This is a genomic window from Pseudonocardia hierapolitana (genome assembly GCF_007994075.1).
Lineage (GTDB): Bacteria > Actinomycetota > Actinomycetes > Mycobacteriales > Pseudonocardiaceae > Pseudonocardia > Pseudonocardia hierapolitana.
In genome coordinates this window covers 7,276,308-7,298,753 of the sequence record NZ_VIWU01000001.1, presented here as the reverse complement: position 1 = coordinate 7,298,753, position 22,446 = coordinate 7,276,308, and the positions used below count along the sequence as shown (strand labels likewise).

The window sequence follows — 22,446 nt, the reverse complement described above, 5'->3', positions numbered from 1 at the left end:
GCTGCAATGGGGTGCAGCGGTTCATTCGGGCGCCCCCGCGAGCAGGTGGTACAGCACCGCCATGCGGACGTGCACGCCGTTGGAGACCTGCGCCAGGATCGTCGAGGCCGGGCTGTCGGCCACCGCGGGCGAGATCTCCATGCCGCGCACCATCGGCCCCGGGTGCATCACCACGGCGTGGTCGGGCAGCAGCCGTGCCCGGTCGTCGGACAGGCCGTAGCCGATCGCGTACTCGCGCGCCGACGGGAAGAAGGCGCCGTGCATGCGCTCGGCCTGCACGCGCAGCACCATCACCGCGTCCAGGGCGGGCAGCTCGGCGTCCAGATCGGGGCTCACGCGGCACGGCCACTGCTCGACGCCCACCGGCAGCAGCGTCGGCGGCGCGACCACCACCACCTCCGCGCCCAGCGTGGCCAGCAGGAAGACATTGGAGCGCGCGACGCGGCTGTGCAGCACGTCGCCGACGATCCCGATCCGGCGCCCGGCGACACCGCCGAGCCGGTCGCGCAGGGTGGCGGCGTCCAGCAGGGCCTGGGTGGGGTGCTCGTGCGTGCCGTCGCCCGCGTTGACGATCGAGGTGTGGGTGCCGGTCTTCCCGGCGTCCCGGTCGACCCAGCCGGCGAGCCGGTGCGCCGCACCGGAGGCCGGGTGGCGCACGATCACGCAGTCGGCGCCGACGGCCGACAGCGTGAGCGCGGTGTCGCGCAGCGACTCGCCCTTGCCCACCGACGACCCGGAGGCGCTGACGTTCACGGTGTCGGCGCTCATCCACTTGCCGGCGACCTCGAACGAGACGCGAGTGCGCGTGGAGTTCTCGTAGAACATCGTGATCACGGTCCGGCCGCGCAGCGTGGGCAGCTTGCGCACCTCCCGACCCAGCAGCGCCTGCTTGAGCCGGTCGGCGGTGTCGAGCAGGCCGGTGGCGGCTGCCGCGTCGAGGTCGGTCACCGAGAGCAGGTGCTTCACTCCCGCACCGCCTTCCGCAAGCGCACGGCGTCCGCCCCGTCGATCTCCTCGAGCAGCACCAGCACCTGCTCGTCGCGGGCGGTGGGCACGTTCTTGCCGACGTAGTCGGCCCGGATCGGCAGCTCCCGGTGCCCGCGGTCGACGAGCACGGCCAGCTGCACCGCGCGCGGGCGGCCGTGGTCGGACAGCGCGTCGAGCGCGGCGCGGACCGTGCGGCCCGACATCAGCACGTCGTCGACGAGCACGACGAGCGCGTCGTCGAGCCCGCCCTCGGGCACCGCGGTGTCCTCCAGCGCGCGGGCCGGGCGCCGCCGCAGGTCGTCGCGGTAGAGGGTGGGGTCCACCGAGCCGACCCGGACCTGCGTGCCCTCGAACTCGGCGATCGCGGAGGCGAGCCGCCTCGCGAGGACGGCACCGCGGGTGGGGATGCCGATCAGCACGACGTCGGCCATGCCGCCGGCCCCCGTGGCCGTCTTCTCGATGATCTGGTGCGCGATCCGCGCGATGGTGCGGGCGACGTCGGCGGCGCCGAGCAGCTCCCGTGCGGGAGTGCTCGCGCCTGCCGGGTCCCCGCGGCGGTCTTCCGCCACAGAGATTCTCCTTCCCCGCCTCACCGGACGGGCTTAAAGGAACCGGTCGCCTGGACGCTACCAGCGGTAGGTCCGTAGACCTTTGCTCGCGCGCCGCGGCATCGCGGATGTCACACCCCGTACCCTCCGCCGACACCCACACCTACCCCACCCGTCACACCGTCATGGTGCGGCTGACACCATCACGAAGCACAGGCACTCGCCGCGGGGGGCGTAACGCCTGGCGGGGGACGCTCGATCAGCCGTTCGAGTGGTCTCGGTCCACTGTGGTACCGGGAGAGGGACGACAACTTGACCGATTGTCGGGGCGAGCGCATGATTACTCTCCGTATCTAGACATTGTTCCCTGGGTGGCCGCGGTAGCGGGGGGTCCACTCGGGGCGCGAGGGCCGGCGCCGACCGCGTGCCGGGTCTGCAGCACCACCGGAACAGCTCGGTCCCGCGGCCGAGCGAGCAGCAAGTGAGGAGGTCGCCAGATGGGCGACTACGCCAAGGCGCTCGGCGGGAAGCTCCGCGCCATCCGGCAGCAGCAGGGGTTGTCGCTGCACGGCGTCGAGCAGAAGTCCGGCGGTCGCTGGAAGGCGGTCGTCGTGGGCTCCTACGAGCGCGGCGACCGCGCCGTCACCGTGCAGAAGCTCGCCGAGCTGGCCGACTTCTACGGTGTGCCCGTCGCCGAGCTGCTCCCCGAGGGCCGCATCCCGTCCGGGTCGGAGCCTGCCACCAAGATCGTGATCAACCTGGAGCGGCTGCAGCAGCTCCCGGCCGACAAGGTGGGCCCGCTGGCCCGCTACGCCGCGGCGATCCAGAGCCAGCGTGGCGACTACAACGGCAAGGTGCTCTCGATCCGCTCCGAGGACCTGCGGTCGCTGTCGATCATCTACGACATGACGCCCGGCGAGCTCACCGACCAGCTGATCGACTGGGGCGTCCTGCCACCCGAGGCCCGGCCGAGCGCCTGACCGTCAGCGCGCCTGACCGTCAGGGCGCCTGACCGTCAGCGCGCCTGACCGTCAGGGCGCCTGACCGTCAGGGCGCCTGATCGCGGTCAGGCCGCGTAGCCGCCGTCCACCGGCAGCGCCACGCCGGTCACGAACGCGGCACGGTCCGAGCACAGATACGCCACGGCGAACCCGACCTCCTCGGGCTCGCCGACCCGCGGGATCGCCTGCGGGCGGATCAGCTCGGCCACGAAGTCCGGCGGCGATGCGTCCATCAGCGGGGTGCGGATGGCGTTGGGGCACACCGCGTTCACGCGGACCCCGGCCGTCCCGTACTCCATCGCCGCGTTGCGGGTGAGCCCGATGATCCCGTGCTTGCTCGCGGTGTAGGGGCTGATCAGCGGCACGGCCATCAGGCCTGCCACCGACGCGACGTTGACGATCGCGCCGCCGCCGCGCTCGACCATCGCCGGGATCTGGGCCCGCATGCCGAGGAACACGCCCTTGAGATTGACCGCGAGGACGCGGTCGTACTCCTCCTCGGTCACCTCCGCCAGGGGTTTGTGCACGGCGATCCCGGCGTTGTTGACCGCGCAGTCGAGCCTGCCGAACCGCGCCAGGGCGGTGTCCACGAGGGCGGCGCAGTCCCGCGCCGACGTCACGTCGCACGGGGTGAAGGCGGCCGTACCGCCCTCGGCCGCGATCAGCGCGACGGTCTCCTCACCGCCCGCGCTCGCCCCGGCCAGGTCGGAGACCAGGACGGCCGCGCCCTCGCGCGCCAGCTCCAGCGCGACGCCTCGGCCGATCCCACCCGCGGCCCCGGTCACCACCGCTGTCTTGCCCACCAGCAGGTCGCCCATCACTCCCCCGTCCGGATCACGAGCTTGAGCACCTCGCCGGGGTGCCGCAGCGCGTGTTCCACCGCGGCGGGAGCCTCGGCCAGGGGCGCCTGGTGCGTGACGAGGCGCGCCACGTGTGCGCGGTGCCGCCCGACCAGCCGAACGGCCTCGGCGAAGTCGGCCGCGGTGCACACCGTGGATCCGAGCAGGTCGAGCTCCTTCTGCGTGAACGCGTTCACGGGGAGCGCCACCTGCTGGTGGGAGATCCCGACGACGACCACCCGGCCCGCGGGCGCGACCATCGTCACGCCGTCGGCGATGGCTGCCGGTGCCCCGGTGCAGTCGACGACGACCGCGGGGCCTTCCCCGTCCGACCAGTCCCCGGCCGCCGCCACCGCGCCGGACTCGCCGACGTGGAGCACATCCGCGCCGGCGGCGGCCGCCGGAGCGAGCCGTCCACCGGCCACGTCGGTGATCAGGACCCGGGCGCCGCGGTCGAGCGCGCCGATCGTCACGGCCTGGCCGATCGGTCCCGCACCGAGCACGACGACCCGCTCCCCGGCCGCCACCCTCCCCCGTTCCAGCGCCCGCACGGCGATCGACATCGGCTCGCAGAACGCGGCGACGGTCGCCGGCAGGTCGCCGACCCCGAACACCTGGTCGGCCGCCACCGTGACGCGGTCGGCGAGCGCGCCGTCGACGTGCACCCCGACGAGCCGGAAGTCCGGGCACGCGTTCTCCCGCCCGATCCGGCACGCCCGGCACCGCCCGCACGAGGACAGCGGGTGCACGGCCACGCGCTGCCCGAGGGAGAGCTCCGGCGGGCAGCCGGGGCCCAGCGCCTCGACGACACCGGCGAACTCGTGCCCCTGCACGCGCGGGAACTGCGGGCCGAACTCCGGCGGCGTGGCCAGCTCGCCGGTGAAGAAGTGCAGGTCCGACCCGCAGATCCCCACCGCCTCCGGCCGCACCAGCACCTGCCCGGCGCCGGGCTCGCCGGGGTCGGCCACCTCGCCGACCTCCATCGCCCCGGCCCGACGGGTCACCACCGCCCGCATCACGACTCTCCTTCTCCTGGCTTCCGGACTCGTTGTCTCCGGGCCGGGCGCACCCGGTATCCGATCGGGAACAGCACCACGCCCGTCCACCGCGAGAACCGGCCCCACAGCCCTTCCGGCGCCACCAGCATCACGACGATCGCGAGCACGCCGAGCAGCACGAGGTAGGCGGCCCCGAGGTCGGCGAGGAAGAACTGCAGCCCGTAGAAGACCAGCGCCCCGACCACCGGCCCCTCGATGGTGCCGACGCCGCCGATCAGCGCCATGAAGAACGCGTTCGCGCTGTAGTTCACGTTGAAGATCGACGCCGGCTCGAGCCGCAGGTTGGCGAGGAACAGCACGGCGCCGGCCGCGCCGAACCCGGCCGCGGACACCAGGTAGGGCACCCGGCGGGCCCGGCTCGCACGCACGCCCACGGCGACCGCGGCCTGCTCGTCGTCGCGCACCGCGGCCGCGTCGAGGCCGATCCGGGAGCGCAGCAGCAGCCAGATCCCCAGCAGCGAGACCGTCACCACGGCGAGGGCCGTCCAGTAGGTCAGGGCGGTGCGGAGCACGGGGTCCAGACCGGTCGGCGGCAGCGTGGCCCCCTCGCCACCGCCGAGCGCGGGGACGGTGATCACGAGCAGCCGGAACGCCTCGGCGACCGCCCACGTCGCGATCGCGAAATAGGCGCCGCGCGTGCGGAAGAGCCCGTACGACAGCGGCACCGCGACGGCGAGCGACACCACCGCGGCGATCGGCACGGCCGCGAAGGGGTTCACCCCGGCCCTCACGGCCACGAGCAGCGTGTAGGCCCCGACGCCGAGGAACGCCTGCTGGCCGAACGACACCAGGCCGGCGTAACCGGCGAGCAGGTTCCACATCGACGCCATCGTGGCCAGCAGGAACACCGTGGTCAGGGCGTTCTGGACCGGCCCGGCGAACACGAAGGGCAGCACGGCGAGGGCCACGAACAGCGCTGCGGCGCCTGCGAGGGCCGCGATCGAGACCCGGTCCAGCCGCACGACCGGGGCCACGGGGGTTGCGGTCCGCTCCTGGATAACCGTCATTGCCAGGTCCCGGGAAAGATGCCGCGCGGGCGCACGAACAGGAACGCCAGGAACACGAGGTGGCCGGCGAGAAGGGAGTACTGCACGTCGACCGCCGCGGCGAGCGTCTGGCTCACCCCGAGCACGATCCCGCCGACGAGCGTGCCCCACAGCGACCCGAGCCCGCCGATCACGATCGTCTCGAACGCGAACAGCAGGAGCAGCACGCCGGCGTGCGGGTCGAAGCTCGACTGCACGCCGAACGCGACCCCCGCGATCGTCGCGGTGACCAGGCCGAACGCCGTCACGGCCGAGAACACCACGCGGTGGTCCACGCCCATGAGGGCGGCCGTCGCGCTGTCGTCGGCGGCCGCCCGTACCACCCGGCCCGCCACCGTGCGGTGCAGGAACAGCTGCACCCCGCCGAGGATCACGACCGCCGCAGCGAACACCAGCACGCTGATCCAGCCGACGGACAGCGTGGCCGTGATCGGCACGCTCGCGGTCTCCAGCCCGGCGAGCGCGATCGACCGCACGTCCGAGCCGAAGACCATCAGCAGCACGTTCCCGATGACGACCGACAGTGCGAACGTCACCAGCGGCGTCGTGAACTCGCCCGACCGCATCGTCCGCTCCAGCACCAGCTGCTGCAGCCCCCAGCCGACGCCGGCCATGACGACGAGCGCGAGCAGGATCGCGACCGGCGCCGGCACGCCGAGCGCCACGATCGCGGTGCTGGCGAGGTACGCCCCGGCCACGGCGAGCGCGCCGTGCGCGAGGTTGACGATGCGCATCACGCCGAACATCAGCGACAACCCCGCGGCGAAGAGCGCGTACTGCCCGCCGACGAGGACGCCCTGGACGAGTGCCTGCGTCATGACGCGCTCCGCAGCCCGAAGTACGCGGCCACCACGTCGTCACGGCTCAGTTCCCCCGGCCGCCCTGCGAGCACGATCCGGCCCTCGAGCAGGCAGTACATGCGGTCGCAGACCTCCATCGCGCGCTGCAGGTCCTGCTCGACCAGCAGGAGACCGGTGCCCTCCTCGCGGATCACGGCGAGGGAGTCGTAGAGCTGGTCGACGATCACCGGGGCGAGCCCGAGCGACACCTCGTCGAGCAGCAGCACGCGCGGGTTCGCGAGCAGCGAGCGGGCGATCGCCACGGCTTGGCGCTCCCCGCCGGACAGCGCATCGGCCCGCCGGTCACGCACACCGGCCACGAGCGGGAAGGCCTCGTAGACGCGCGCGACGTCCCACGCCCCCGGTCGTCCCACCCAACCGCCGACCTGCAGGTTCTCCTCCACGGTGAGGCTCGGGAAGAGGCGGCGCCCCTCCGGGGTGAGCGACATGCCGAGCCGGACGCGGCGATGGGCCGGCAGCGCGGTGACGTCCCGCCCCGCCCACCGGACGGCACCGTTGCGGGGTCGGTGCGCCCCGGCGAGCGTGCTGAGCAGCGTCGACTTCCCGGCCCCGTTCGCGCCGACGAGCGCCACCGTCTCGCCCTCGTCGACGCCGATCGAGACGCTGTGCAGCGCCTGCAGGTGCCCGTGGAGGACGTCGAGGCCGTCGGCCTCCAGCAGTGCGCTCACAGGAGTACCGCCCCCGGTCGGCCGAGGTAGGCCTCGACCACCCGCGGGTCCGCCATCACCGCGTCCGGCGGCCCGTCGGCGATGATCTCGCCGACCGCGAGGCAGGCGACGCGCGTGACCACCCGGGTCAGCGCGCGCAGCACGTGCTCGACCCAGACGATCGTGGTGCCGTCCGTGTGCAGCTCGCGCAGCAGGGCGATGAGCGACTCCGTCTCGGGGGCGGTGAGACCGCCCGCGATCTCGTCGAGCAGCAGCACGTCCGGGCCGGTGGCGAGCGCCCTGGCGAGCTCGAGGCGCTTGCGGTCGAGCAGCCCGAGGTCGCCCGCCTGCTGGTCGGCACGGTCGGCGAGGCCGGTGCGCTCGAGCGCGGCGAGACCCGCCCGGTAGGCCGCGCGGCGCCGCAGCCCGGCCCCGCGGAAGGCCCCGACCAGCACGTTCTCCAGCACGGTCAGGCCGGTGAACGGTCGCGGGATCTGATGGGTGCGCCCCAGCCCGAGCAGGCAGCGCCGGCGCGCAGGTTCCCGGCCGATGTCGCTGCCGTACAGCCGCACCCGGCCGCCGTCCGGACGCCGCTCCCCGGTGACGACGTCGAGCAGGGTCGACTTCCCCGCACCGTTCGGCCCGACGATCCCGACCGCCTCGCCGGGGGCGACGGCCAGCGAGACGTCGCGCAGCACCGTCTGCGCGCCGAACGCCAGCGCGACGTGCTCCACCTCGAAGGCCGGCGCGATCATGCGGCTCCGGATCCCGGGAGCGGCTTCACGTCCCCGGTGATCGCGACGTCCGGGGCGAGCGTGTTGTCCACGATCACCAGCTCGTACGGGTACGGCCCGGTGCCGCGCTGCCACTGGGTGGGGAACACGGGCGTGAACGCGACGTTCGGGGCCGGCCCGGCGCCGAAGTCGAGCGGGCCCACGATCGTCTCGGTCCGCAGCGTCCGCAGCGCGCCTGCGAGCGCCTCGCGGTCCTTCGGGTCGGCGGCCGCCTTGATCCCGGCCATCGCCACCTCGAAGAGCGCGTAGGTGAACCCCATCGGCTGCATCCACTGTTGGCCGCTGCGCTGCTGGTACCCCTCGGCGAGCGCCTTCGCGGTCGTCCCGTCGAGGGACGAGGTGTAGGGGAGGTCGGGCGTCCACCAGGCGCTCGTCATCAGATTCTCGCCGAGGTCACCGAGCGCCTCGACCGCCGCCGGGAACAGGATCGCCTTGTGCACGTAGGCGTAGGGCGGCACGAACCCGTTCTGCCGGCACTGGCGCCAGAAGGTCGCGAAGTCCGGCGGGGCGGGCACGCCGGTGAGGATCTGCACGTCGTCGGCCCGGAACCGGCCGATCTGCGCGCTGTAGTCGCTCGCCGGCTCGGCGTACGGGCCGGGATCGGACAGCCGGAACCCGATCTGCTCGATCGCAGGCGTGAACGCGGCGCGGAACGTGTCACCGTCGACGTTGTTGGGCCAGAGCGCCCCGATCACGTGGTTGGAGTCGAGCCGCTGCCACACCGGGGGGACCGCCCGGATCTCCCCGCTCGCGCCCGTGAAGAAGCAGACCGTGTACCGGAACCCCGTGGAAGGGTCGCCACCCCGGCCGGTGAACCAGCTCTCCCACGGCACCAGCGAGGCGATGCACGGTATGCCCGAGGCCTCTGCCTGGTCGGAGACGGGGTTGGCGACGGTCGGCGTGACGCCGGTGAGGATGAGGTCCACCTGGTCGTGCAGGATCGCCTCGCGGGCCGCCTCCGCCGCCCGGCTCGAATCCGACGCGGCGTCCTTCGTGATGATCTCCAGCTGGTAGGTCGTGCCCCCGACCTGCACGCCCTCGCCGTAAGCGGCGCGGACGAGGTCCAGCAGGTAGCCGTCCGGCGCGGTGAAACCCGCCAGGGGGCCGGTCTGCGGGGTGATGTGGGCGATCCGGATCGTCGTACCGCCGCTGCCGCCCGACGCTTCCGAGCCCGCGAGGCCGCCGCACGCTGCGAGCAGGCCGGACGTCGAGGCCACGGCGCCCGCGGCGGCCGCACCTCGCAGGAAGTCGCGCCTGCCGAACCCGGCAGCACTCGGGGGAACGGCCATGGCCCCGCCTTTCGGTCTGCGTCGCGATCGGGTGCGGCGGGACGCTAATGACGCGGGGGAAGCACGGTGTGCGGCCGCGAGGACTTGTGCGCGGGACCGCGGGAGCAGTGCACACCTGCGCGGATGCCGATCGCGCTGAGCGACATCCGCTCACCCGGCGTCACACTTTGATGATGTTTCCACGACACGGCATCGCCTTGACACCGCGAAGGGCCCCCGTCTGTGATTGCCCTGGACGACCGCGAGGAGGCGGATCGACGATGGCCGTTCTTGTCGACACGCGCAGCGTCCCGCCCGGCGAACGGTTCGAGTGCTGGCACGAAGCCGCGTCGAAGATCTTCTTCCCGCTCCAGATCGAGCGATCGCTGGCCGCGCCCTTCTTCGGCCGGGTGCTCGGGCACCGGCTCGGGCCGATCCAGGCGTTCCGGGTGACCGGGGACCCGAACACCTGCATCCGCACGCCCCGCGGCATCCGCCAGGGCGATCCGGAGGAGCTGCAGCTGCACCTCGTCCGCCGCGGGAACTGCCGCGTCAGCCAGCAGGACCGGGCGAGCGCGCTCGTACCCGGCGACCTGACCACCCAGGACACCTCGCGGCCCTACACGATCGACATCGACGAGCCCTTCGAGTTGATCGTCTTCAACTTCCCGAAGTACCTGCTCGGCCCGCACGCCGACCACATCAGGGCGCGCACGGCCATGCGCATCGCGGGCGACTCCGGGCTGGCGGCGCGGGTCGGGCCGTTCCTCACCGGGCTCCTCGACGGGCTCGACGAGGGGTCCATCGCCGAGTCGGACGCGCTGACCGACAGCATGGTCGGCCTGCTGCGGTCCCTGTTCAGCAGCGGGCGGCCCGCGGTGCCGAGCGACCCGACGGCGCTGCTGCTGCGCCGCATCCACGACTACATCGAGCAGCACCTGGCCGATCCGGGCCTCGGACCGGAGCAGATCGCGGGCGCGCACTTCATCTCGGTGCGCTACGTGCACAAGCTCTTCCAGCGCGAGGGAGCCTCGGTGTCGCGGTTCGTGCAGCAGCGGCGGCTGGAGCGCTGCAGGCGCGACCTGGGCGACCCGACGCTCGCCGGGCACACGATCGAGTCGATCTGCAGCGCGTGGGGGATGACGAACCCCGACCACTTCAGCCGGGTGTTCCGGGCCGCCTACGGCTGCCCGCCCCGGGAGTGGCGGGCCCACGCGCTCGGCACCGGTTCCGGGGTGCACGCGCGGTCGGGCCCGCGCGCAGTGCGCGCAGGATCGGGCACCGTGCACGCTGGGAAAGGCCCGAACCGTCCCGCCGGCGGATCGTGGCCGCCATGACCGAGTTCTGGCGCGAGATCAAGCCGATCGACAACGTCTTCCGGCCGGGCGCCCTGCCCGACCTGCACGTCTCCGACGGCCCCATCGACGACGACCGCTACTACATCCCGCTGTCGGAGACGGTCGGCTCGCGGCCGCTGTTCATCTCGACCAGCCAGAACCGCTGGTGCGACGTGCTCATGGCGCGCGGCGCGGGCCTGGTGAACCGGCACTACCACCCGCACCAGGTGTTCGCGTACACGATCTCGGGCAGGTGGGGCTATCTGGAGCACGACTGGGTCGCCACCGCGGGCGACTTCGTCTACGAGGCCCCCGGCGAGGGCCACACGCTCGTCACCTACGAGTCCGCGGAGCCGACCCGCATCACCTTCAACGTGACCGGCCCGCTCATCTGGCTCGACGAGGACGGCAAGCCGGACGGCACGTTCGACGTCTTCGACTACATCGACCTGTGCCGCGAGCACTACGAGAAGGTCGGGCTCGGTGCAGGCTTCGTCGACCAGTTCATCCGGTAATCGGGTGCGCCGCTCCCGGCCGGTCCGCTCGCCCGGTCACACGGCTGTTCGGCCGGGACAGCCCGGGCCGGACTTCGACCGGTAGGTGGCCGCGCGATCCCCCACCGGGCGGTCGACCGACGTACGCTCCCCGGGTGAGCGAGGCCACCACCGGCCCGCAGGAGCGGTCGCGGCTGTCCTCCTGGGCCTACGCGCTGCGCACCACCAATCCGCCGCCGGACGGCCGCGTGGATGTGATCACCCGCTGGATCGTGGTCACGCGCGCAGCCGTACTGCCGATGACCCTGGTCTCGGGGCTGGTGGCGGCGCTGCTCGCCGTCGGCGAACCGGGGCCGGCGTTCGACGGACGCTGGCTCGCGCTCGCCGTCGTCGGGATCGTGCTCGCGCACGTCGCGAACAACCTGATGAACGACCTGTACGACACGCAGGCCGGCAGCGACACGGCGAGCTACCCCCGCGCCCTGTACGCGCCGCACCCCGTGCTCTCCGGCCTCGTGTCGCGGCGCACGCTGATCACCGCGATCGTGCTGGTCAACCTCGCCGACCTGGTGATCCTCGTGGTGCTGGCGTTCGCGCGGGGCTGGCCGGTGGTGGCGTTCGCGCTGGCCGGGCTCGTGCTGAGCGTGGCCTACACCGCGCCGCCGCTGCGGCTGAAGAAGCGCGGTCTCGGCGAACCGGACGTGCTCCTGGTGTGGGGCCCGCTCATGGTCGGCGGCACCTTCTACGCGGCGACGGGATCGATCGGCTGGCCCGTGCTGCTCGCGTCGCTGCCCTACGGACTGCTGTGCACCACGGTGCTGATGGGCAAGCACATCGACAAGATCCCGTTCGACGCGCCGCTGGGGATCAGGACGCTGCCGGTGATCCTCGGCGAGCGCCGCGCCCGCGCGGTGACGCTCGGGATGATGGCAGCCTTCTACGTTCTGGTGGTCCTGTGCGTGCTGGTGGGGGCCATGCCGTGGCCGGCGCTCGCCGTGGTGCTCGCTCTGCCGCGGCTGGCGAAGGTGTGGCCCCGGTTCCGCCGCCCGCCCCCGGACGGGCCGCCGCCCGGCTTCCCGGTCTGGCCGCTGTGGTACGCGGCGCTCGCCTGGGTGCACGTGCGCCAGGCCGGCGCGCTGCTGGTGCTCGGCCTGGCGGTCGGAGCGGTGCTCTAACGGGTGGCGCGCAGGTGCTCGGCGATGTCGGCGATGCGGCCGAGCACGCCGTTGAGGAAGCGCGGGCTGTCGTCGGTGGACAGGGCCCGCGCCAGCTCCACGGCCTCGGTGATCGCCACCGGGTCGTCGATCTCGTCGACCCAGAGCAGCTCGAACACGCCGATCCGCAGCAGGGTGCGGTCGACCGCCGGCATCCGCGCGACCGTCCAGCCCTCGGCGTGCTCGGCGAGGAGCTGGTCGATGCGCTCGCGGTGGGCCACCACGCCCTCGACGAGCATCGCGGCGTAGTCCGACACCGGCGGGGCGTCGTCGGTCTCGCGGCGGTGCGCGAGGACGGCCAGGGCGTCATCGCCCCTGGCTTCGGACTCGAAGAGGATGTCGAGGGCCCGCTTCCGTGCCCTCGTGCGCGCCCGTTGCAGCCGCTCGGGCATCAGCCGGATACGCGGCCGAGGTAGCGCCCGTCGCGGGTGTCCACCTTGACCTTCTCGCCGGTGGTGACGAAGAGCGGCACCTGGATCTCGGCGCCGGTCTCCAGCGTGGCGGGCTTGGTGCCACCGGTGGATCGGTCGCCCTGCAGGCCCGGGTCGGTGTGGGAGATCACCAGCTCCACCGACGTGGGCAGCTCGACGTACAGCGGGGTGCCCTCGTGGAGGGCCACCATCGCGCTCTGGTTCTCGAGCATGTAGTTGGCGGAGTCGCCGACCACCGTCTCCGGGATCGGGATCTGGTCGTAGGTGTCGCCGTCCATGAACACGAAGTCGGCGCCGTCGCGGTAGAGGAAGGTCATGTCCCGCCGGTCGACGGTGGCGGTGTCGACCTTGGTGCCGGCGTTGAAGGTCTTGTCGACGACCTTGCCGGTGAGCACGTTCTTCAGCGTGGTGCGCACGAAGGCGCCGCCCTTGCCGGGCTTCACGTGCTGGAACGCCGTGACCGACCACAACTGGCCGTCCAGGTTGAGCACCAGACCGTTCTTGAGGTCGTTCGTCGTGGCCACGTGCGCCTGACTCCTTGCGTCTGTCGCGGGGCGCGCAGGATTCGCGGGTGCTGTCGCGCGCCGGGGTTGCTCCATGAAGCGGCGCGCTGCAGCGGCGCCGTCGTCCGCGGTCCAGGATACCCGTCAGACTTCGAGCAGCTCGCGCGTGGTGTGGGTGAGGAGCTCGGGGCCCGAGTCGCGCACCACGACCGTGTCCTCGATGCGCACGCCACCCGCGCCGGCGACGTAGACGCCCGGTTCCACGGTCACCACCATCCCTGCGGAGAGGGCGCCGGTCCCGGTCTGGCCCACGTACGGCGCCTCGTGGATCTGCAGCCCGACCCCGTGGCCCAAGCCGTGCACGAACTCCTCACCGCGCCCGGCCCGCTCGACCACCCCGCGGGCGGCGGCGTCGACCGCCACGACCTCCGCACCGGGGGCGAGCGCGGCGCGCCCGGCCGCCTGCGCCTCCGCGACGAGCGCATGCAGCTCGCGCTGCCAGTCGGCCGCGCTGCCGAGCACGACGGTCCGGGTCATGTCGGAGTGGTAGCCGTCGACGAGCGCGCCGAAGTCGAGCTTCACCAGATCACCCCGCTGCAGCACCGTGTCCGTGGGCCGGTGGTGCGGCACGGCCGAGTGCGGTCCCGCGGCGAGGATCGTCTCGAACGCGGGCGCGCTCGCGCCGTGGGCGCGCATCCGGTTCTCCAGGTCGAGCGCGACCTCCCGCTCGGTGCGCCCGGGCCGCAGCCCGCCCGCCTCGAGCAGCTCGGCGAGGGCGGCGTCGCCCACCGCGCAGGCGCGACGCAGCGCCTCCACCTCGCCTGCGTCCTTCACCGCCCGCAGCCGCTGGACGAGGCCGGGAGCGCGGACCAGCGGAATGCCCGCGGCCTCCGTCAGCGCGTCGTGCGCGTCGACCGAGACCGTGTCCGACTCGAATCCCAGCCGTTCGACGCCCAGCGCCGCCGCCTGCTTCGCCAGCTCGACCGCGCAGGCGCGTTCGATCACCGTCTCCAGATCGGGCACCTCGGCCGCCGCCTGCGTGCGGTACCGGCCGTCGGTGCAGAAGCGGCTCGCACCGTCACCGCCCGCGTGCACCAGCAGTGCCGCGTTCGACCCGGTGAAGCCGGTCAGGTAGCGGACGTTGACCAGATCGGTGACGAGCAGGGCGTCGACTCCCGCGCCGTGCAGCAGCGCGCGCAGGGCCGCCCGCCGGGCGGAGCAGGACATGTCTTCACCCTATGTGTCCACAAGGGTGCAAGCGGGGTAGTCGGGAGTATGAGAATCGGTACGAGCATCGGGCTACTCGCGCTCGGGCTGATCCTCGCCCTCGCCGTACGCGTGGACCTGGGCGGGATCGACCTCGAGCTCATCGGCTGGATCCTGACCGTCGTCGGCCTCATCGGCCTGGTCGCGAGCCTCGTGCTGGCCCGCCAGGCCCGGCCCGTCGTGCGGCGGGAGGCGGAGTACCCGCCCCCGCACACCCACCCGACGGACCCGCGCTACTAGAGCTGTTCGACCTGGCCTTGCTCGCGCAACCCGTGTCGGCCCACGCACCCGGTTGACGGGGTGCGTGGGCCGAGAACGGGCGCGTGAGCTGCGGAGATCATTCCGATCAGCACACCACGGACTCGGCGGAGACGCTGATGCACTCCTCGGGCCGATCACCAGAGCCCTGTCTCCCCACCGACAGTCACTTCACACACCCAATGGCCACTTCACACAAGGCCGGCCTTGTGTGAAGTCCGTACTGGGTGTGTGAAGTCGCCTGTGGCGGCGCCACGGGCGGCATGATCGGCAGTTCGGCGCGTTCCCGTGTCGTTTTCGCCCGTTTCGGGCCGAAGCCTCGATCACGGCCGTCGGACCGCCTTCGGTGTCGCCGCGCGCCCTCCGGGCAGGCCCCTGGCCTGCCCGCGTCGTGCTGCCCGGAGGGGCCGCAGAGGCTCACGGGTCAAGGGTCGCGCAGCGATCGCGCAGCGACGCCGCAGAAGCTTCTATGTCAAGCGGTCGCTGGGAGTTGGCGGCGGTGGTCGGTGAGCAGGGCGTGGTAGACGACGTCGGCGAGGTGGCGTTTGAGGGCGCGCAGCGCCGCCTTGCCGGTGGCGTTGGGTCGGCGCTGGGTCCAGCGTTCGCGCCAGGCCCGCGCCTCGGGTTTGTGGCTGAGCTGGGCGATGACGATGCGATGCAGGCAGGCGTTGAGTTGCCGGTTGCCGCCGCGGTTGAGCCGCACCTGGGGCCGGTTGCTGCTCCAGACCGGGATCGGGGCGGCACCGGCGTGCATGGCAAACGCGGCCGCGGACCGGAACCGGGAGATCCCAGCGACCTCACCGATGATCTTCGCGGCGGTGACCACGTTGACCCCGACGATGGCCAGCAGGGTCGGGGCCAGCGGGACGACCAGCTCGCCCAGCTGCTTGTCCAACCGGCGGATCTGTTCGCGCAGCCGACGGATCTCGCCGACCAGCTCCAGCGCCAGGTCGCGGCGCACGCTCGCCGGCAGCGCCTCCAGCCCGGCGGTCAGCCGGTCCAGCTGACGGGCACTGTTCAACCGCCCGGCGCCGGGGTCCAGGCCGGGGTCCAGGTCGTGCAGGTGCCAGCGCAGCTGGTTGATCGTCTGGGTGCGCCACTTGACCAGCTGCTCGCGCCGGTCGGTCAGCAGCCGCAGATCAGCGGCCACCTCATCCAGGTGCGCGGCCGGCAAGTCCGGCTCGCGCAGCGCGGCGCGGGCGATGGCCAGCGCGTCGATCGGGTCGGACTTGCCGCGCGTGCGCGCGCTGGCCCGGCTCTGGGCCATCAGCTTGGGCGGCACCCACACCACGCTCGCGCCGTGCCCGATCAGGGTGCGCACCAGCCGCCCGGCCACCCCGCGGCCGTCCTCGACCGCCCACCGCCGGTCCGGCCCAAACCCGCCCGCCCACGCCCACAACCGCAACCACCCCTCCGGGGTGGAGGCGACCGTCACCTGGCCCAGCTTGCGCCCCACCTCGTCGACGGCGACCGCGGTGTGGGTCCGCTTGTGCGGATCGATCCCAATGACCACCATGAACGTCCGGGTGTCCTTCCTTCCAGATCAGGAGACAGGCATCCGGATCGGGTCGGCTGGTCGGACACACCTCAGTCGAGGGGATGGCGTCTAGCCCACGCTTCTATCAAGTCAGGCCAGCCGGCCCGAACCCTGACCACGCTCGACAGTTCTGCGGCAAGCCAACCAACGGTGGCAGCGCCCTTGAGAGTCACCACGTGATCAGGGCCGGACCCTAACCGCTGCCGATCAACAGCAGCAGCCCTCAGCCTGACACTGAGGCGCCCTTGAGGCGTGAGGGGCGGCCCCGCACGATGCGCGGCGCCACCGAAGGCGCCGCCCCAGCATTTGCAGGGCCCGCACAATGTGCGGCGCCACCGAAGGCCCATCGGCCCGGGGCTCGCACCAAACCGGCCGTGGCCCCTTGATCGATCTGAGCTCGCGCTGTGCACCCTGGAGAGCGCTTGGCTGCGGCGCGGGAACGATCAGCGATTGACGCGAGCCGGGCGAGTCGCCCCCGGCGGAGGCACTCGGCCCACCCTCGCATCGATCATTTCGCCCGGACCACCGGCCGCCGTCGGCAACGGTCCGAGCACCCGGCCGGCCCCGGGCTAGACGGTCGCCTCGGTGCGGGTGGCGATCCAGCGCAGAGCGAGCGGGTAGCCGTCCACACCGAGCCCGACGATCACTCCGGTGGCGACGCCGGAGATGTAGGAGTGGTGTCGGAACTCTTCGCGCCGGTGCACGTTCGTGATGTGCACCTCGATCAGCGGCGCCGTGAGCTGGGCGCACGCGTCGCGCACCGCAACCGAGGTGTGGGTCCAGGCGGCCGCATTCAGCACCACCGGCGCGCCCGCGTCGGCGGCCTCGTGCAGCCAGCCCAGTAGCTCGCCCTCGTGGTCGGTCTGGCGCACATCGACCTGCAGGCCCAGCTCGGCCCCCGTGCGCTCGCAGAGCGCCACGAGGTCGGCGTAGGTGGTGCGGCCGTAGACGGCCGGCTCCCGGGTGCCGAGCCGGCCCAGGTTCGGCCCGTTGAGCACCAGAACCCGGGTCACGCCGACACCGCCGCGTACGCGCGCTCCAGGAGCTCCGGCTCCGGGCCCTCCAGCCGGCCGGGCTTCGCCAGCCCGTCGAGCACCACGAACCGCAACGTGCCTGCCCTGGCCTTCTTGTCCCCGCGCATCGACTCGACCAACTCGGGCAGCACGCCCGGCACGTAGGCGACCGGCAGGCCGAGGGAGGAGAGCACCGCCCGGTGCCGTTCGGCCGTGGCGTCGTCGAGCCGGCCCGCCGCCCGCGCCAGCTCGGCCGCGAACACCAGCCCGACGCTCACCGCGGCGCCGTGGCGCCAGCGGTACTGCTCGCGGCGCTCGATGGCGTGCCCCAGCGTGTGGCCGTAGTTGAGGATCTCCCGCAGGTGCGACTCGCGCAGGTCGGCCGCCACGACGTCGGCCTTGACCCGGATCGAACGCTCCACCAGTTCGGGCAGCACCGGGCCCGCCGGGTCGAGCGCCACCTGCGGGTCCGCCTCGATGCGCTCCAGGATCACCGGGTCGGCGATGAAGCCGGTCTTGACGATCTCCGCGCTACCCGCCACCAGCTCCGGTGCCGGCAGCGTGTCGAGCACCGCGAGGTCGACGAGCACCGCGGACGGCTCGTGGAACGCCCCGACGAGGTTCTTGCCCGCCGCCGTGTTGATGCCGGTCTTCCCGCCGACCGCCGCGTCGACCATCGCGAGCAGGGTGGTGGGCACGTGCACCACCCGCACACCCCGCATCCACGTGGCCGCGACGAACCCGGCGAGGTCGGTGACCGCGCCCCCGCCGAGCGACACGACGACGTCGCCGCGGGTGAGGCCGATCTGCCCGCAGACCTCCCAGCAGAAGCCGGCCACGGCCAGCGCCTTGCCGTCCTCTGCGTCGGGAACCTCCACGCGGTGCGCGTCGACGCCGGCACCCTCCAGCTCGGCCCGAACCGCCTCCGCGACGTCGGCGAGCGCCGGCTGGTGCACGATCAGCGCGGCGGCCGCGCCGAGCCCGGTGACGGTGGCCGCCAGCTCGGCGCGGACCCCGCGGCCCACGAGCACCGGATAGGGCCGCTCCGTGGCCACATCGATCCGCACCGTCGCATTCACGGAGATCACCCTATGACCGCTCGGCTCAGAGCCGGACGCTCGGGTCCGGCAGCGGCGCGCCCCCTCGCGGCGTGGGCCGGTCGAGCGGATCGTCCGGGTCGATCGGGTCGTCGGGGGCCGCGGCGGGGATCTCCCCGAGAGCCTCCAGCACCGCCCGGGCGACCTGGTTGGCGCTGCGGCGGTCGGTGGCGACCTGCACGGTGGCGACCTCCCGGTACAGCGGCGCCCGGGCGTCGAGCAGCGCCTTGAACGTGGCGCGCGGGTTGACGCCCGCCAGCAGCGGCCGCGCCGTGGACATGCCCGTGCGTCGCAGGCCGTCGGCCAGCCCGACGCTCAGGTGCACGACCCGGTGGGCCCGCAACAGCGCGCGGGTCTCCGCGGCCAGCACGGCTCCCCCGCCGAGCGCGAGCACGCCGTCGTGGCTCGTCAGCGCCTCCGCGACGATCTCGCGCTCGAGGCGCCGGAACCCGTCCTCGCCGTCCTCGAGGAACAGGTCGGCGATCGCCTTGCCGGTGCGCTCCTCGATCATCGCGTCCGCGTCGGCGAAGGCGACGCCGAGCCGCCGGGCCAGCACACGGCCGACCGTGGTCTTCCCGGCCCCCGGCGGACCGACGACGACCAGCGTGGGGCGGCTCTCGACAGGCACGGGTACCAGGGTAGTGACCGCGACGGAACACCCGATGCGGGGACGTATGCAGCTCCCCGAGGCGGGCCCACCGGGCATCGGATATCGTGCGCAGGGACCCCGATTCCGCATGATCGGAGCAGCCGGTGACCCACCGCGAGAGCGAACCGCGCAGCGAGGGCGATCGGTGACCAACCCGGACGACCCGCCCGCGCCGCCGGACGGCCCCACGCCCGCCCGCGAGCAGCTCCCGCTCCCCCGCCGGCGCCGCCAGTCGCACATCGAACCGCAGCTGCGCACGCCCGGCGGCACCGGCAGCGGCACACCGTTCGCCGCGTTCGGCGCCGAGGCGGCTCCCGAGCCCACCAGAACCGCCTCGGCGGATCGCTGCGAACTCAGCAGGCAGGCCGACCGCGCCGCCGCCTTCCACGCCGGCGCCCACCGCGGCCGCGGTGGACATCACCCCGCCGAGCACTGACCGCCATCGGCCGTGATCATCGATTCGGTGCGAGAACGGCCCCATTCGACCGGTTTCGCACCAGGCTGCTGATCACAGCTCCGTCGGCCAGGCCCGGGGATCGGTCCCCGGTGTGCCTCAGCCGATCGCGTCGAGGTAGCCGCGCAGGTTGCGGCGGGTCTCGGTGAGGGAGTCGCCGCCGAACTTCTCCAGTGCGGCGTCGGCCAGCACGAGGGCGACCATCGCCTCGGCCACCACGCCCGCCGCCGGCACGGCGCAGACGTCCGACCGCTGGTGGATCGCCTGCGCGGCCTCGCCGGTGGACACGTCGACGGTGCGCAGCGCCCGCGGGACCGTGGAGATCGGCTTCATCGCGACGCGGACGCGCACCGGCTCGCCGTTGGTCATGCCGCCCTCGATGCCGCCGGCCCGGTTGGACAGGCGCCGCACCGGGTCGCCGGGCACCATCTCGTCGTGCGCGGCGCTGCCCCGCCGCCGGGCCGTGCGGAACCCGTCGCCGATCTCGACGCCCTTCATCGCCTGGATCCCCATGAGCGCGCCCGCGAGCCGCGCGTCGAGCCTGCGGTCGCTCTGGACGTACGAGCCGATGCCGACGGGGAGGCCGTAGGCGATCACCTCGACGACGCCACCGAGGGTGTCGCCGTCCTTCTGCGCGGCGTCGACCTCGGCGACCATCGCTGCGGTGGCCTCGTCCGTCCAGGCCCGCACCGGGCTCGCGTCCACCCGATCCAGGTCGCCCGGGCCGGGCGCCTCCCCCTCCGGTGCCTCGACGGCGCCGAGCGAGACCACGTGCGACACGACCGCCACGTCGAAGGCCTGGGCCAGGAACGCCTTCGCCACCGTGCCGAGCACGACCCGGGCCGCGGTCTCACGGGCGCTGGCGCGCTCCAGCACCGGCCGCGCGTCGTCGAAGCCGTACTTCGTCATGCCGGCGAGGTCGGCGTGACCGGGACGGGGGCGGGTGAGCGGAGCGTTGCGGGCCCGGTTGGCGATCAACTCCGGATCGACGGGGTCGGCCGCCATGACGGTCTCCCACTTCGGCCACTCCGTGTTGCCGATGCGGACCGCGATCGGCCCACCCTGCGTGACACCGTGCCGGACGCCCCCGATGACCTCGAGCTCGTCGGCCTCGAACTTCATCCGGGCACCCCGGCCGTGGCCCAGCCGGCGCCGGGCCAGCTCCGCGGCGAGCTCCTTGGTGGTGATCTCGACCCCGGCGACCATGCCCTCCAGCACGGCGACCAGGGCAGGACCGTGGGACTCCCCGGCGGTGATCCAGCGCAGCACGATCGCGATTCTCTCACCTCCCCGGTCAGCCGGACCCCGCACCCAGTGCCAGCAGGGCGACCGTGACGACCCAGGTGGCCGCGAGCATCGACGGCCCGTGCGGCACGGTCTGCCCGGCGAGACGCCACCGCCGCTCCGGCCCCGCCCGCGCCCGCACCTGGCTCCCCGCGGGCACCGGCGAGCCGATCGCGGCGGCCACGGCGAGCAACGCGGCGAGCAACGCGGTGAAGCACGCGGCCAGCACCGCCGCCAGCGCCAGCGCCGGCCACGCCACCGCCGCCAGCACCGCACCGAGCGGGGCGGCGAGCTTCACATCACCCGCCCCTACCGCCCGCCGGTCGACGAGGTGGAGCGCCACGTGCACCGCGACGGCCACCGCCGCACCGGCCGCGCCCCGGACCACGGCCGCAGGCCCCACCGGCAGCAGGAGCAGCAGCGCGATCGGGAACGCGGGCAGTGTGAGGGCGTTCGGCAACCGCCGCTGCCGCAGGTCGACCACGCCGGCCGCGAAGGCGAGCCAACCCAACCCGAGCACGGCGGGCACCCACACCGCGGGCACCGCACCGGCCGACCACGCCACCCCCGTGGCCGCCCACAGGGCCGCCACCCCCGCCTCGCACCTCGGCGGCGGGATCCGTGTGCCGCGGCGCAGCCGCCGCAGCAGCACCCGTGCCCCGCCACCGGCCATGACACCGGCCGCGGCGAACATCACGATCGGCAGCGCGACCCCCACCGGCGCGTTCCCCGGCAGGACGTACTCGTGGAGCGCTGTTCCCACCTGCAGCGCCGTTCCCACCTGCACCATCGCCATCAGCCCTCCAGCGCATCCGGGTGCCTGCCTCGATGCTCCGCGCCCGGCCGCCGCCGGTCGACGGGTGCCGCGGAACTGTGGACAGCCGGAACGCGAGGTGGACAACCGCGAGACCGGCGCGGGCGCCCGGCTCGGACTGTCGGGCGTGTGTGCATCCACCGGCGGGGCAGCGGCGGCGCCGACGGGGCAGGATCGGGGCGTGGAGCGGCGGGAATTGCGGGTGGCGCGGGCGGTCGTCACGGCCGAGGTGGATCACGGCATGGCCGAGCTCGTCGGCGACCCCGACCGCCCTCAGGGCTGGACCCTGCTGCTCGACGGCACCGCGCAGTCGCACGTCGACCTCGACGACCCGACGCACCTGGAGTTCGAGTACGTCCGCCGGCTGGCGCACGTCGCCGATCTCGTGGCCCCGCCCACCGCCCCGCTCCGCACGCTGCACCTCGGCGGCGGCGCCTGGACCTTGGCCCGTTACATCGCCGCCACCCGTCCCGGGTCTCCGCAGCGGGTGGTCGAGCTGGACGCGGGCCTGGTCGACCTCGTCTCCTCCCGGCTGCCCTCCGACGGCACCGGCATCGAGGTCACCGTCGGCGACGCGCGGGCCGCACTCGCCACCGTGGCCGCCGGGTCGGTCGACCTGCTGGTGCTGGACGTGTTCGCGGGCGCGCGGACGCCCGCGCACCTCACCTCGGTGGAGTTCGTCCGCGCCGCGAGCGCCGTCCTCACCGCCGGCGGGGTCTACGCCGCGAACGTCGCCGACGGCGGGTCGCTCGCCTTCGCCCGCACGCAGGTCGCCGCGGCAGAGGCGGTGTTCCCGGAGGTCGCGGTGCTCGCCGTGCCGCAGCTGCTGCACGGGCGCAGGTTCGGCAACCTCGTCCTCGTCGCGTCGGCGGCGCCGCTGCCGGTCGACGAGCTCACCCGCCGGGCCGCCGGCGACGCGTTCCCGGCCCGGGTGCTCGCCGGCTCCGACCTGCGCCAGTTCGCCCGCGACGCCACCGTTCCCGTCGACGGGTCGACGACGCCGTCCCCGCTGCCCCCACCGGGGTTCTTCGGCAGACCGGAGTGAGC

At 73.5% G+C, this 22,446-nt stretch carries 25 protein-coding genes and 1 pseudogene; 7 read left to right on the top strand and 19 right to left on the bottom strand.

Annotation, left to right across the window (positions count from 1 at the left end; genetic code table 11):
- Positions 1-21: 21 nt before the first annotated feature.
- Together FHX44_RS34475 and pyrR are read right to left on the bottom strand one after the other, a co-directional pair.
- On the bottom strand, positions 22-966 hold the full coding sequence (locus FHX44_RS34475) for an aspartate carbamoyltransferase catalytic subunit (RefSeq protein WP_147259606.1): 945 nt from the start codon (positions 964-966) through the stop codon (positions 22-24).
- Positions 963-1,556 (bottom strand): bifunctional pyr operon transcriptional regulator/uracil phosphoribosyltransferase PyrR, encoded by a 594-nt coding sequence (gene pyrR / locus FHX44_RS34470; protein ID WP_147259605.1) that lies wholly within the window; start codon positions 1,554-1,556, stop codon positions 963-965. Before pyrR ends, FHX44_RS34475 begins: the two co-directional genes overlap by 4 nt.
- A 476-nt stretch (positions 1,557-2,032) precedes the next feature.
- On the opposite strand from pyrR, the gene bldD reads away from it, so the two are divergent.
- Positions 2,033-2,515 (top strand): transcriptional regulator BldD, encoded by a 483-nt coding sequence (bldD, locus tag FHX44_RS34465; protein ID WP_075952821.1) that lies wholly within the window; start codon positions 2,033-2,035, stop codon positions 2,513-2,515.
- An 86-nt stretch (positions 2,516-2,601) separates the two neighbouring features.
- On the opposite strand, the gene FHX44_RS34460 is transcribed toward bldD, so the two are convergent.
- The 8 genes and pseudogenes from FHX44_RS34460 to FHX44_RS34430 form a co-directional block, all read right to left on the bottom strand.
- The gene (locus FHX44_RS34460; RefSeq protein WP_147259604.1) at positions 2,602-3,354 is read right to left on the bottom strand and encodes an SDR family NAD(P)-dependent oxidoreductase; all 753 of its coding nucleotides are present in this window, start codon (positions 3,352-3,354) and stop codon (positions 2,602-2,604) included.
- Complete coding sequence (locus tag FHX44_RS34455; protein ID WP_147259603.1) at positions 3,354-4,391, bottom strand: alcohol dehydrogenase catalytic domain-containing protein; 1,038 nt, start codon at positions 4,389-4,391, stop codon at positions 3,354-3,356. Before FHX44_RS34455 ends, FHX44_RS34460 begins: the two co-directional genes overlap by 1 nt.
- Positions 4,391-5,440, bottom strand: a complete 1,050-nt coding sequence (locus tag FHX44_RS34450; RefSeq protein WP_147259602.1) for a branched-chain amino acid ABC transporter permease — start codon at positions 5,438-5,440, stop codon at positions 4,391-4,393. The genes FHX44_RS34455 and FHX44_RS34450 overlap by 1 nt, the downstream gene beginning before the upstream one ends.
- Entirely contained in the window at positions 5,437-6,297 is an 861-nt protein-coding gene (locus FHX44_RS34445; protein WP_147259601.1) for a branched-chain amino acid ABC transporter permease, read from the bottom strand. The genes FHX44_RS34450 and FHX44_RS34445 overlap by 4 nt, the downstream gene beginning before the upstream one ends.
- On the bottom strand, positions 6,294-7,007 hold the full coding sequence (locus FHX44_RS34440; RefSeq protein WP_212612782.1) for an ABC transporter ATP-binding protein: 714 nt from the start codon (positions 7,005-7,007) through the stop codon (positions 6,294-6,296). The genes FHX44_RS34445 and FHX44_RS34440 overlap by 4 nt, the downstream gene beginning before the upstream one ends.
- Positions 7,004-7,129 (bottom strand): ABC transporter ATP-binding protein C-terminal domain-containing protein, encoded by a 126-nt coding sequence (locus tag FHX44_RS44355; protein ID WP_425469208.1) that lies wholly within the window; start codon positions 7,127-7,129, stop codon positions 7,004-7,006. Before FHX44_RS44355 ends, FHX44_RS34440 begins: the two co-directional genes overlap by 4 nt.
- 129 nt (positions 7,130-7,258) lie before the next feature.
- A pseudogene (locus tag FHX44_RS44350) lies at positions 7,259-7,669 on the bottom strand (ATP-binding cassette domain-containing protein); the annotation flags it as partial.
- Between the two features lie 68 nt (positions 7,670-7,737).
- Positions 7,738-9,069: an ABC transporter substrate-binding protein gene (locus FHX44_RS34430; RefSeq protein ID WP_147259599.1), complete on the bottom strand. Its 1,332-nt coding sequence runs from the start codon at positions 9,067-9,069 to the stop codon at positions 7,738-7,740.
- 260 nt (positions 9,070-9,329) lie between these two features.
- Between FHX44_RS34430 and FHX44_RS34425 the strand changes: the two genes are divergently transcribed.
- The 3 genes from FHX44_RS34425 (at position 9,330) to FHX44_RS34415 (ending at position 12,054) form a co-directional block, all read left to right on the top strand.
- Complete coding sequence (locus FHX44_RS34425; RefSeq protein ID WP_170309156.1) at positions 9,330-10,385, top strand: AraC-like ligand-binding domain-containing protein; 1,056 nt, start codon at positions 9,330-9,332, stop codon at positions 10,383-10,385.
- Positions 10,382-10,900 (top strand): 2,4'-dihydroxyacetophenone dioxygenase family protein, encoded by a 519-nt coding sequence (locus tag FHX44_RS34420; RefSeq protein WP_147259597.1) that lies wholly within the window; start codon positions 10,382-10,384, stop codon positions 10,898-10,900. Before FHX44_RS34425 ends, FHX44_RS34420 begins: the two co-directional genes overlap by 4 nt.
- A 134-nt stretch (positions 10,901-11,034) precedes the next feature.
- Positions 11,035-12,054 (top strand): prenyltransferase, encoded by a 1,020-nt coding sequence (locus FHX44_RS34415; RefSeq protein ID WP_147259596.1) that lies wholly within the window; start codon positions 11,035-11,037, stop codon positions 12,052-12,054.
- Here the strand turns inward: FHX44_RS34415 and nusB are convergent.
- The 3 genes from nusB to FHX44_RS34400 all read right to left on the bottom strand — a co-directional run bounded on the left by nusB (position 12,051) and on the right by FHX44_RS34400 (position 14,254).
- The gene (gene nusB, locus FHX44_RS34410; protein ID WP_147259595.1) at positions 12,051-12,485 is read right to left on the bottom strand and encodes a transcription antitermination factor NusB; all 435 of its coding nucleotides are present in this window, start codon (positions 12,483-12,485) and stop codon (positions 12,051-12,053) included. The genes FHX44_RS34415 and nusB overlap by 4 nt on opposite strands.
- Positions 12,485-13,048 (bottom strand): elongation factor P, encoded by a 564-nt coding sequence (gene efp / locus FHX44_RS34405; protein WP_147259594.1) that lies wholly within the window; start codon positions 13,046-13,048, stop codon positions 12,485-12,487. The genes nusB and efp overlap by 1 nt, the downstream gene beginning before the upstream one ends.
- 123 nt (positions 13,049-13,171) lie before the next feature.
- On the bottom strand, positions 13,172-14,254 hold the full coding sequence (locus FHX44_RS34400) for a M24 family metallopeptidase (RefSeq protein WP_147259593.1): 1,083 nt from the start codon (positions 14,252-14,254) through the stop codon (positions 13,172-13,174).
- 48 nt (positions 14,255-14,302) lie between these two features.
- Here FHX44_RS34400 and FHX44_RS34395 point away from each other — a divergent pair, with 48 nt between their 5' ends.
- Positions 14,303-14,533 carry a DUF6458 family protein gene (locus tag FHX44_RS34395; RefSeq protein WP_147259592.1) on the top strand — a complete coding sequence of 77 codons (231 nt, stop codon included), beginning with the start codon at positions 14,303-14,305 and terminating at the stop codon, positions 14,531-14,533.
- Positions 14,534-15,023: 490 nt separating this feature from the next.
- Here FHX44_RS34395 and FHX44_RS34390 read toward each other — a convergent pair whose 3' ends face one another.
- The 4 genes from FHX44_RS34390 to FHX44_RS34375 form a co-directional block, all read right to left on the bottom strand.
- Complete coding sequence (locus tag FHX44_RS34390; protein ID WP_147259591.1) at positions 15,024-16,067, bottom strand: IS110 family RNA-guided transposase; 1,044 nt, start codon at positions 16,065-16,067, stop codon at positions 15,024-15,026.
- A 590-nt stretch (positions 16,068-16,657) separates the two neighbouring features.
- Positions 16,658-17,101, bottom strand: coding sequence for a type II 3-dehydroquinate dehydratase (gene aroQ, locus FHX44_RS34385; RefSeq protein WP_147259590.1), 444 nt, complete (start codon positions 17,099-17,101; stop codon positions 16,658-16,660).
- Positions 17,098-18,180 carry a 3-dehydroquinate synthase gene (aroB, locus tag FHX44_RS34380; protein WP_147259589.1) on the bottom strand — a complete coding sequence of 361 codons (1,083 nt, stop codon included), beginning with the start codon at positions 18,178-18,180 and terminating at the stop codon, positions 17,098-17,100. Before aroB ends, aroQ begins: the two co-directional genes overlap by 4 nt.
- Positions 18,181-18,205: 25 nt before the next feature.
- Positions 18,206-18,826 (bottom strand): shikimate kinase, encoded by a 621-nt coding sequence (locus FHX44_RS34375; RefSeq protein ID WP_281287933.1) that lies wholly within the window; start codon positions 18,824-18,826, stop codon positions 18,206-18,208.
- Between the two features lie 166 nt (positions 18,827-18,992).
- Between FHX44_RS34375 and FHX44_RS34370 the strand changes: the two genes are divergently transcribed.
- Positions 18,993-19,283, top strand: a complete 291-nt coding sequence (locus FHX44_RS34370) for a hypothetical protein (RefSeq protein ID WP_147259587.1) — start codon at positions 18,993-18,995, stop codon at positions 19,281-19,283.
- A 117-nt stretch (positions 19,284-19,400) separates the two neighbouring features.
- On the opposite strand, the gene aroC is transcribed toward FHX44_RS34370, so the two are convergent.
- Both aroC and FHX44_RS34360 read right to left on the bottom strand, forming a co-directional pair.
- Positions 19,401-20,570: a chorismate synthase gene (gene aroC / locus FHX44_RS34365; RefSeq protein WP_147259586.1), complete on the bottom strand. Its 1,170-nt coding sequence runs from the start codon at positions 20,568-20,570 to the stop codon at positions 19,401-19,403.
- A 25-nt stretch (positions 20,571-20,595) separates the two neighbouring features.
- On the bottom strand, positions 20,596-21,381 hold the full coding sequence (locus FHX44_RS34360; protein ID WP_246170746.1) for a prepilin peptidase: 786 nt from the start codon (positions 21,379-21,381) through the stop codon (positions 20,596-20,598).
- Between the two features lie 199 nt (positions 21,382-21,580).
- Between FHX44_RS34360 and FHX44_RS34355 the strand changes: the two genes are divergently transcribed.
- Entirely contained in the window at positions 21,581-22,444 is an 864-nt protein-coding gene (locus FHX44_RS34355) for a spermidine synthase (RefSeq protein WP_147259585.1), read from the top strand.
- The last annotated feature ends 2 nt before the right edge of the window (positions 22,445-22,446 follow it).

Coding starts and splice junctions, on each gene's coding strand:
- bldD (WP_075952821.1), top strand. CDS start 2,033: ATGGGCGACTACGCCAAGGCGCTCGGCGGGAAGCTCCGCGCCATCCGG.
- FHX44_RS34460 (WP_147259604.1), bottom strand. CDS start 3,354: ATGGGCGACCTGCTGGTGGGCAAGACAGCGGTGGTGACCGGGGCCGCG.
- FHX44_RS34455 (WP_147259603.1), bottom strand. CDS start 4,391: ATGCGGGCGGTGGTGACCCGTCGGGCCGGGGCGATGGAGGTCGGCGAG.
- FHX44_RS34450 (WP_147259602.1), bottom strand. CDS start 5,440: ATGACGGTTATCCAGGAGCGGACCGCAACCCCCGTGGCCCCGGTCGTG.
- FHX44_RS34445 (WP_147259601.1), bottom strand. CDS start 6,297: ATGACGCAGGCACTCGTCCAGGGCGTCCTCGTCGGCGGGCAGTACGCG.
- FHX44_RS34430 (WP_147259599.1), bottom strand. CDS start 9,069: ATGGCCGTTCCCCCGAGTGCTGCCGGGTTCGGCAGGCGCGACTTCCTG.
- FHX44_RS34425 (WP_170309156.1), top strand. CDS start 9,330: ATGGCCGTTCTTGTCGACACGCGCAGCGTCCCGCCCGGCGAACGGTTC.
- FHX44_RS34420 (WP_147259597.1), top strand. CDS start 10,382: ATGACCGAGTTCTGGCGCGAGATCAAGCCGATCGACAACGTCTTCCGG.
- nusB (WP_147259595.1), bottom strand. CDS start 12,485: ATGCCCGAGCGGCTGCAACGGGCGCGCACGAGGGCACGGAAGCGGGCC.
- FHX44_RS34400 (WP_147259593.1), bottom strand. CDS start 14,254: ATGTCCTGCTCCGCCCGGCGGGCGGCCCTGCGCGCGCTGCTGCACGGC.
- FHX44_RS34395 (WP_147259592.1), top strand. CDS start 14,303: ATGAGAATCGGTACGAGCATCGGGCTACTCGCGCTCGGGCTGATCCTC.
- FHX44_RS34390 (WP_147259591.1), bottom strand. CDS start 16,067: ATGGTGGTCATTGGGATCGATCCGCACAAGCGGACCCACACCGCGGTC.
- FHX44_RS34360 (WP_246170746.1), bottom strand. CDS start 21,381: ATGGCGATGGTGCAGGTGGGAACGGCGCTGCAGGTGGGAACAGCGCTC.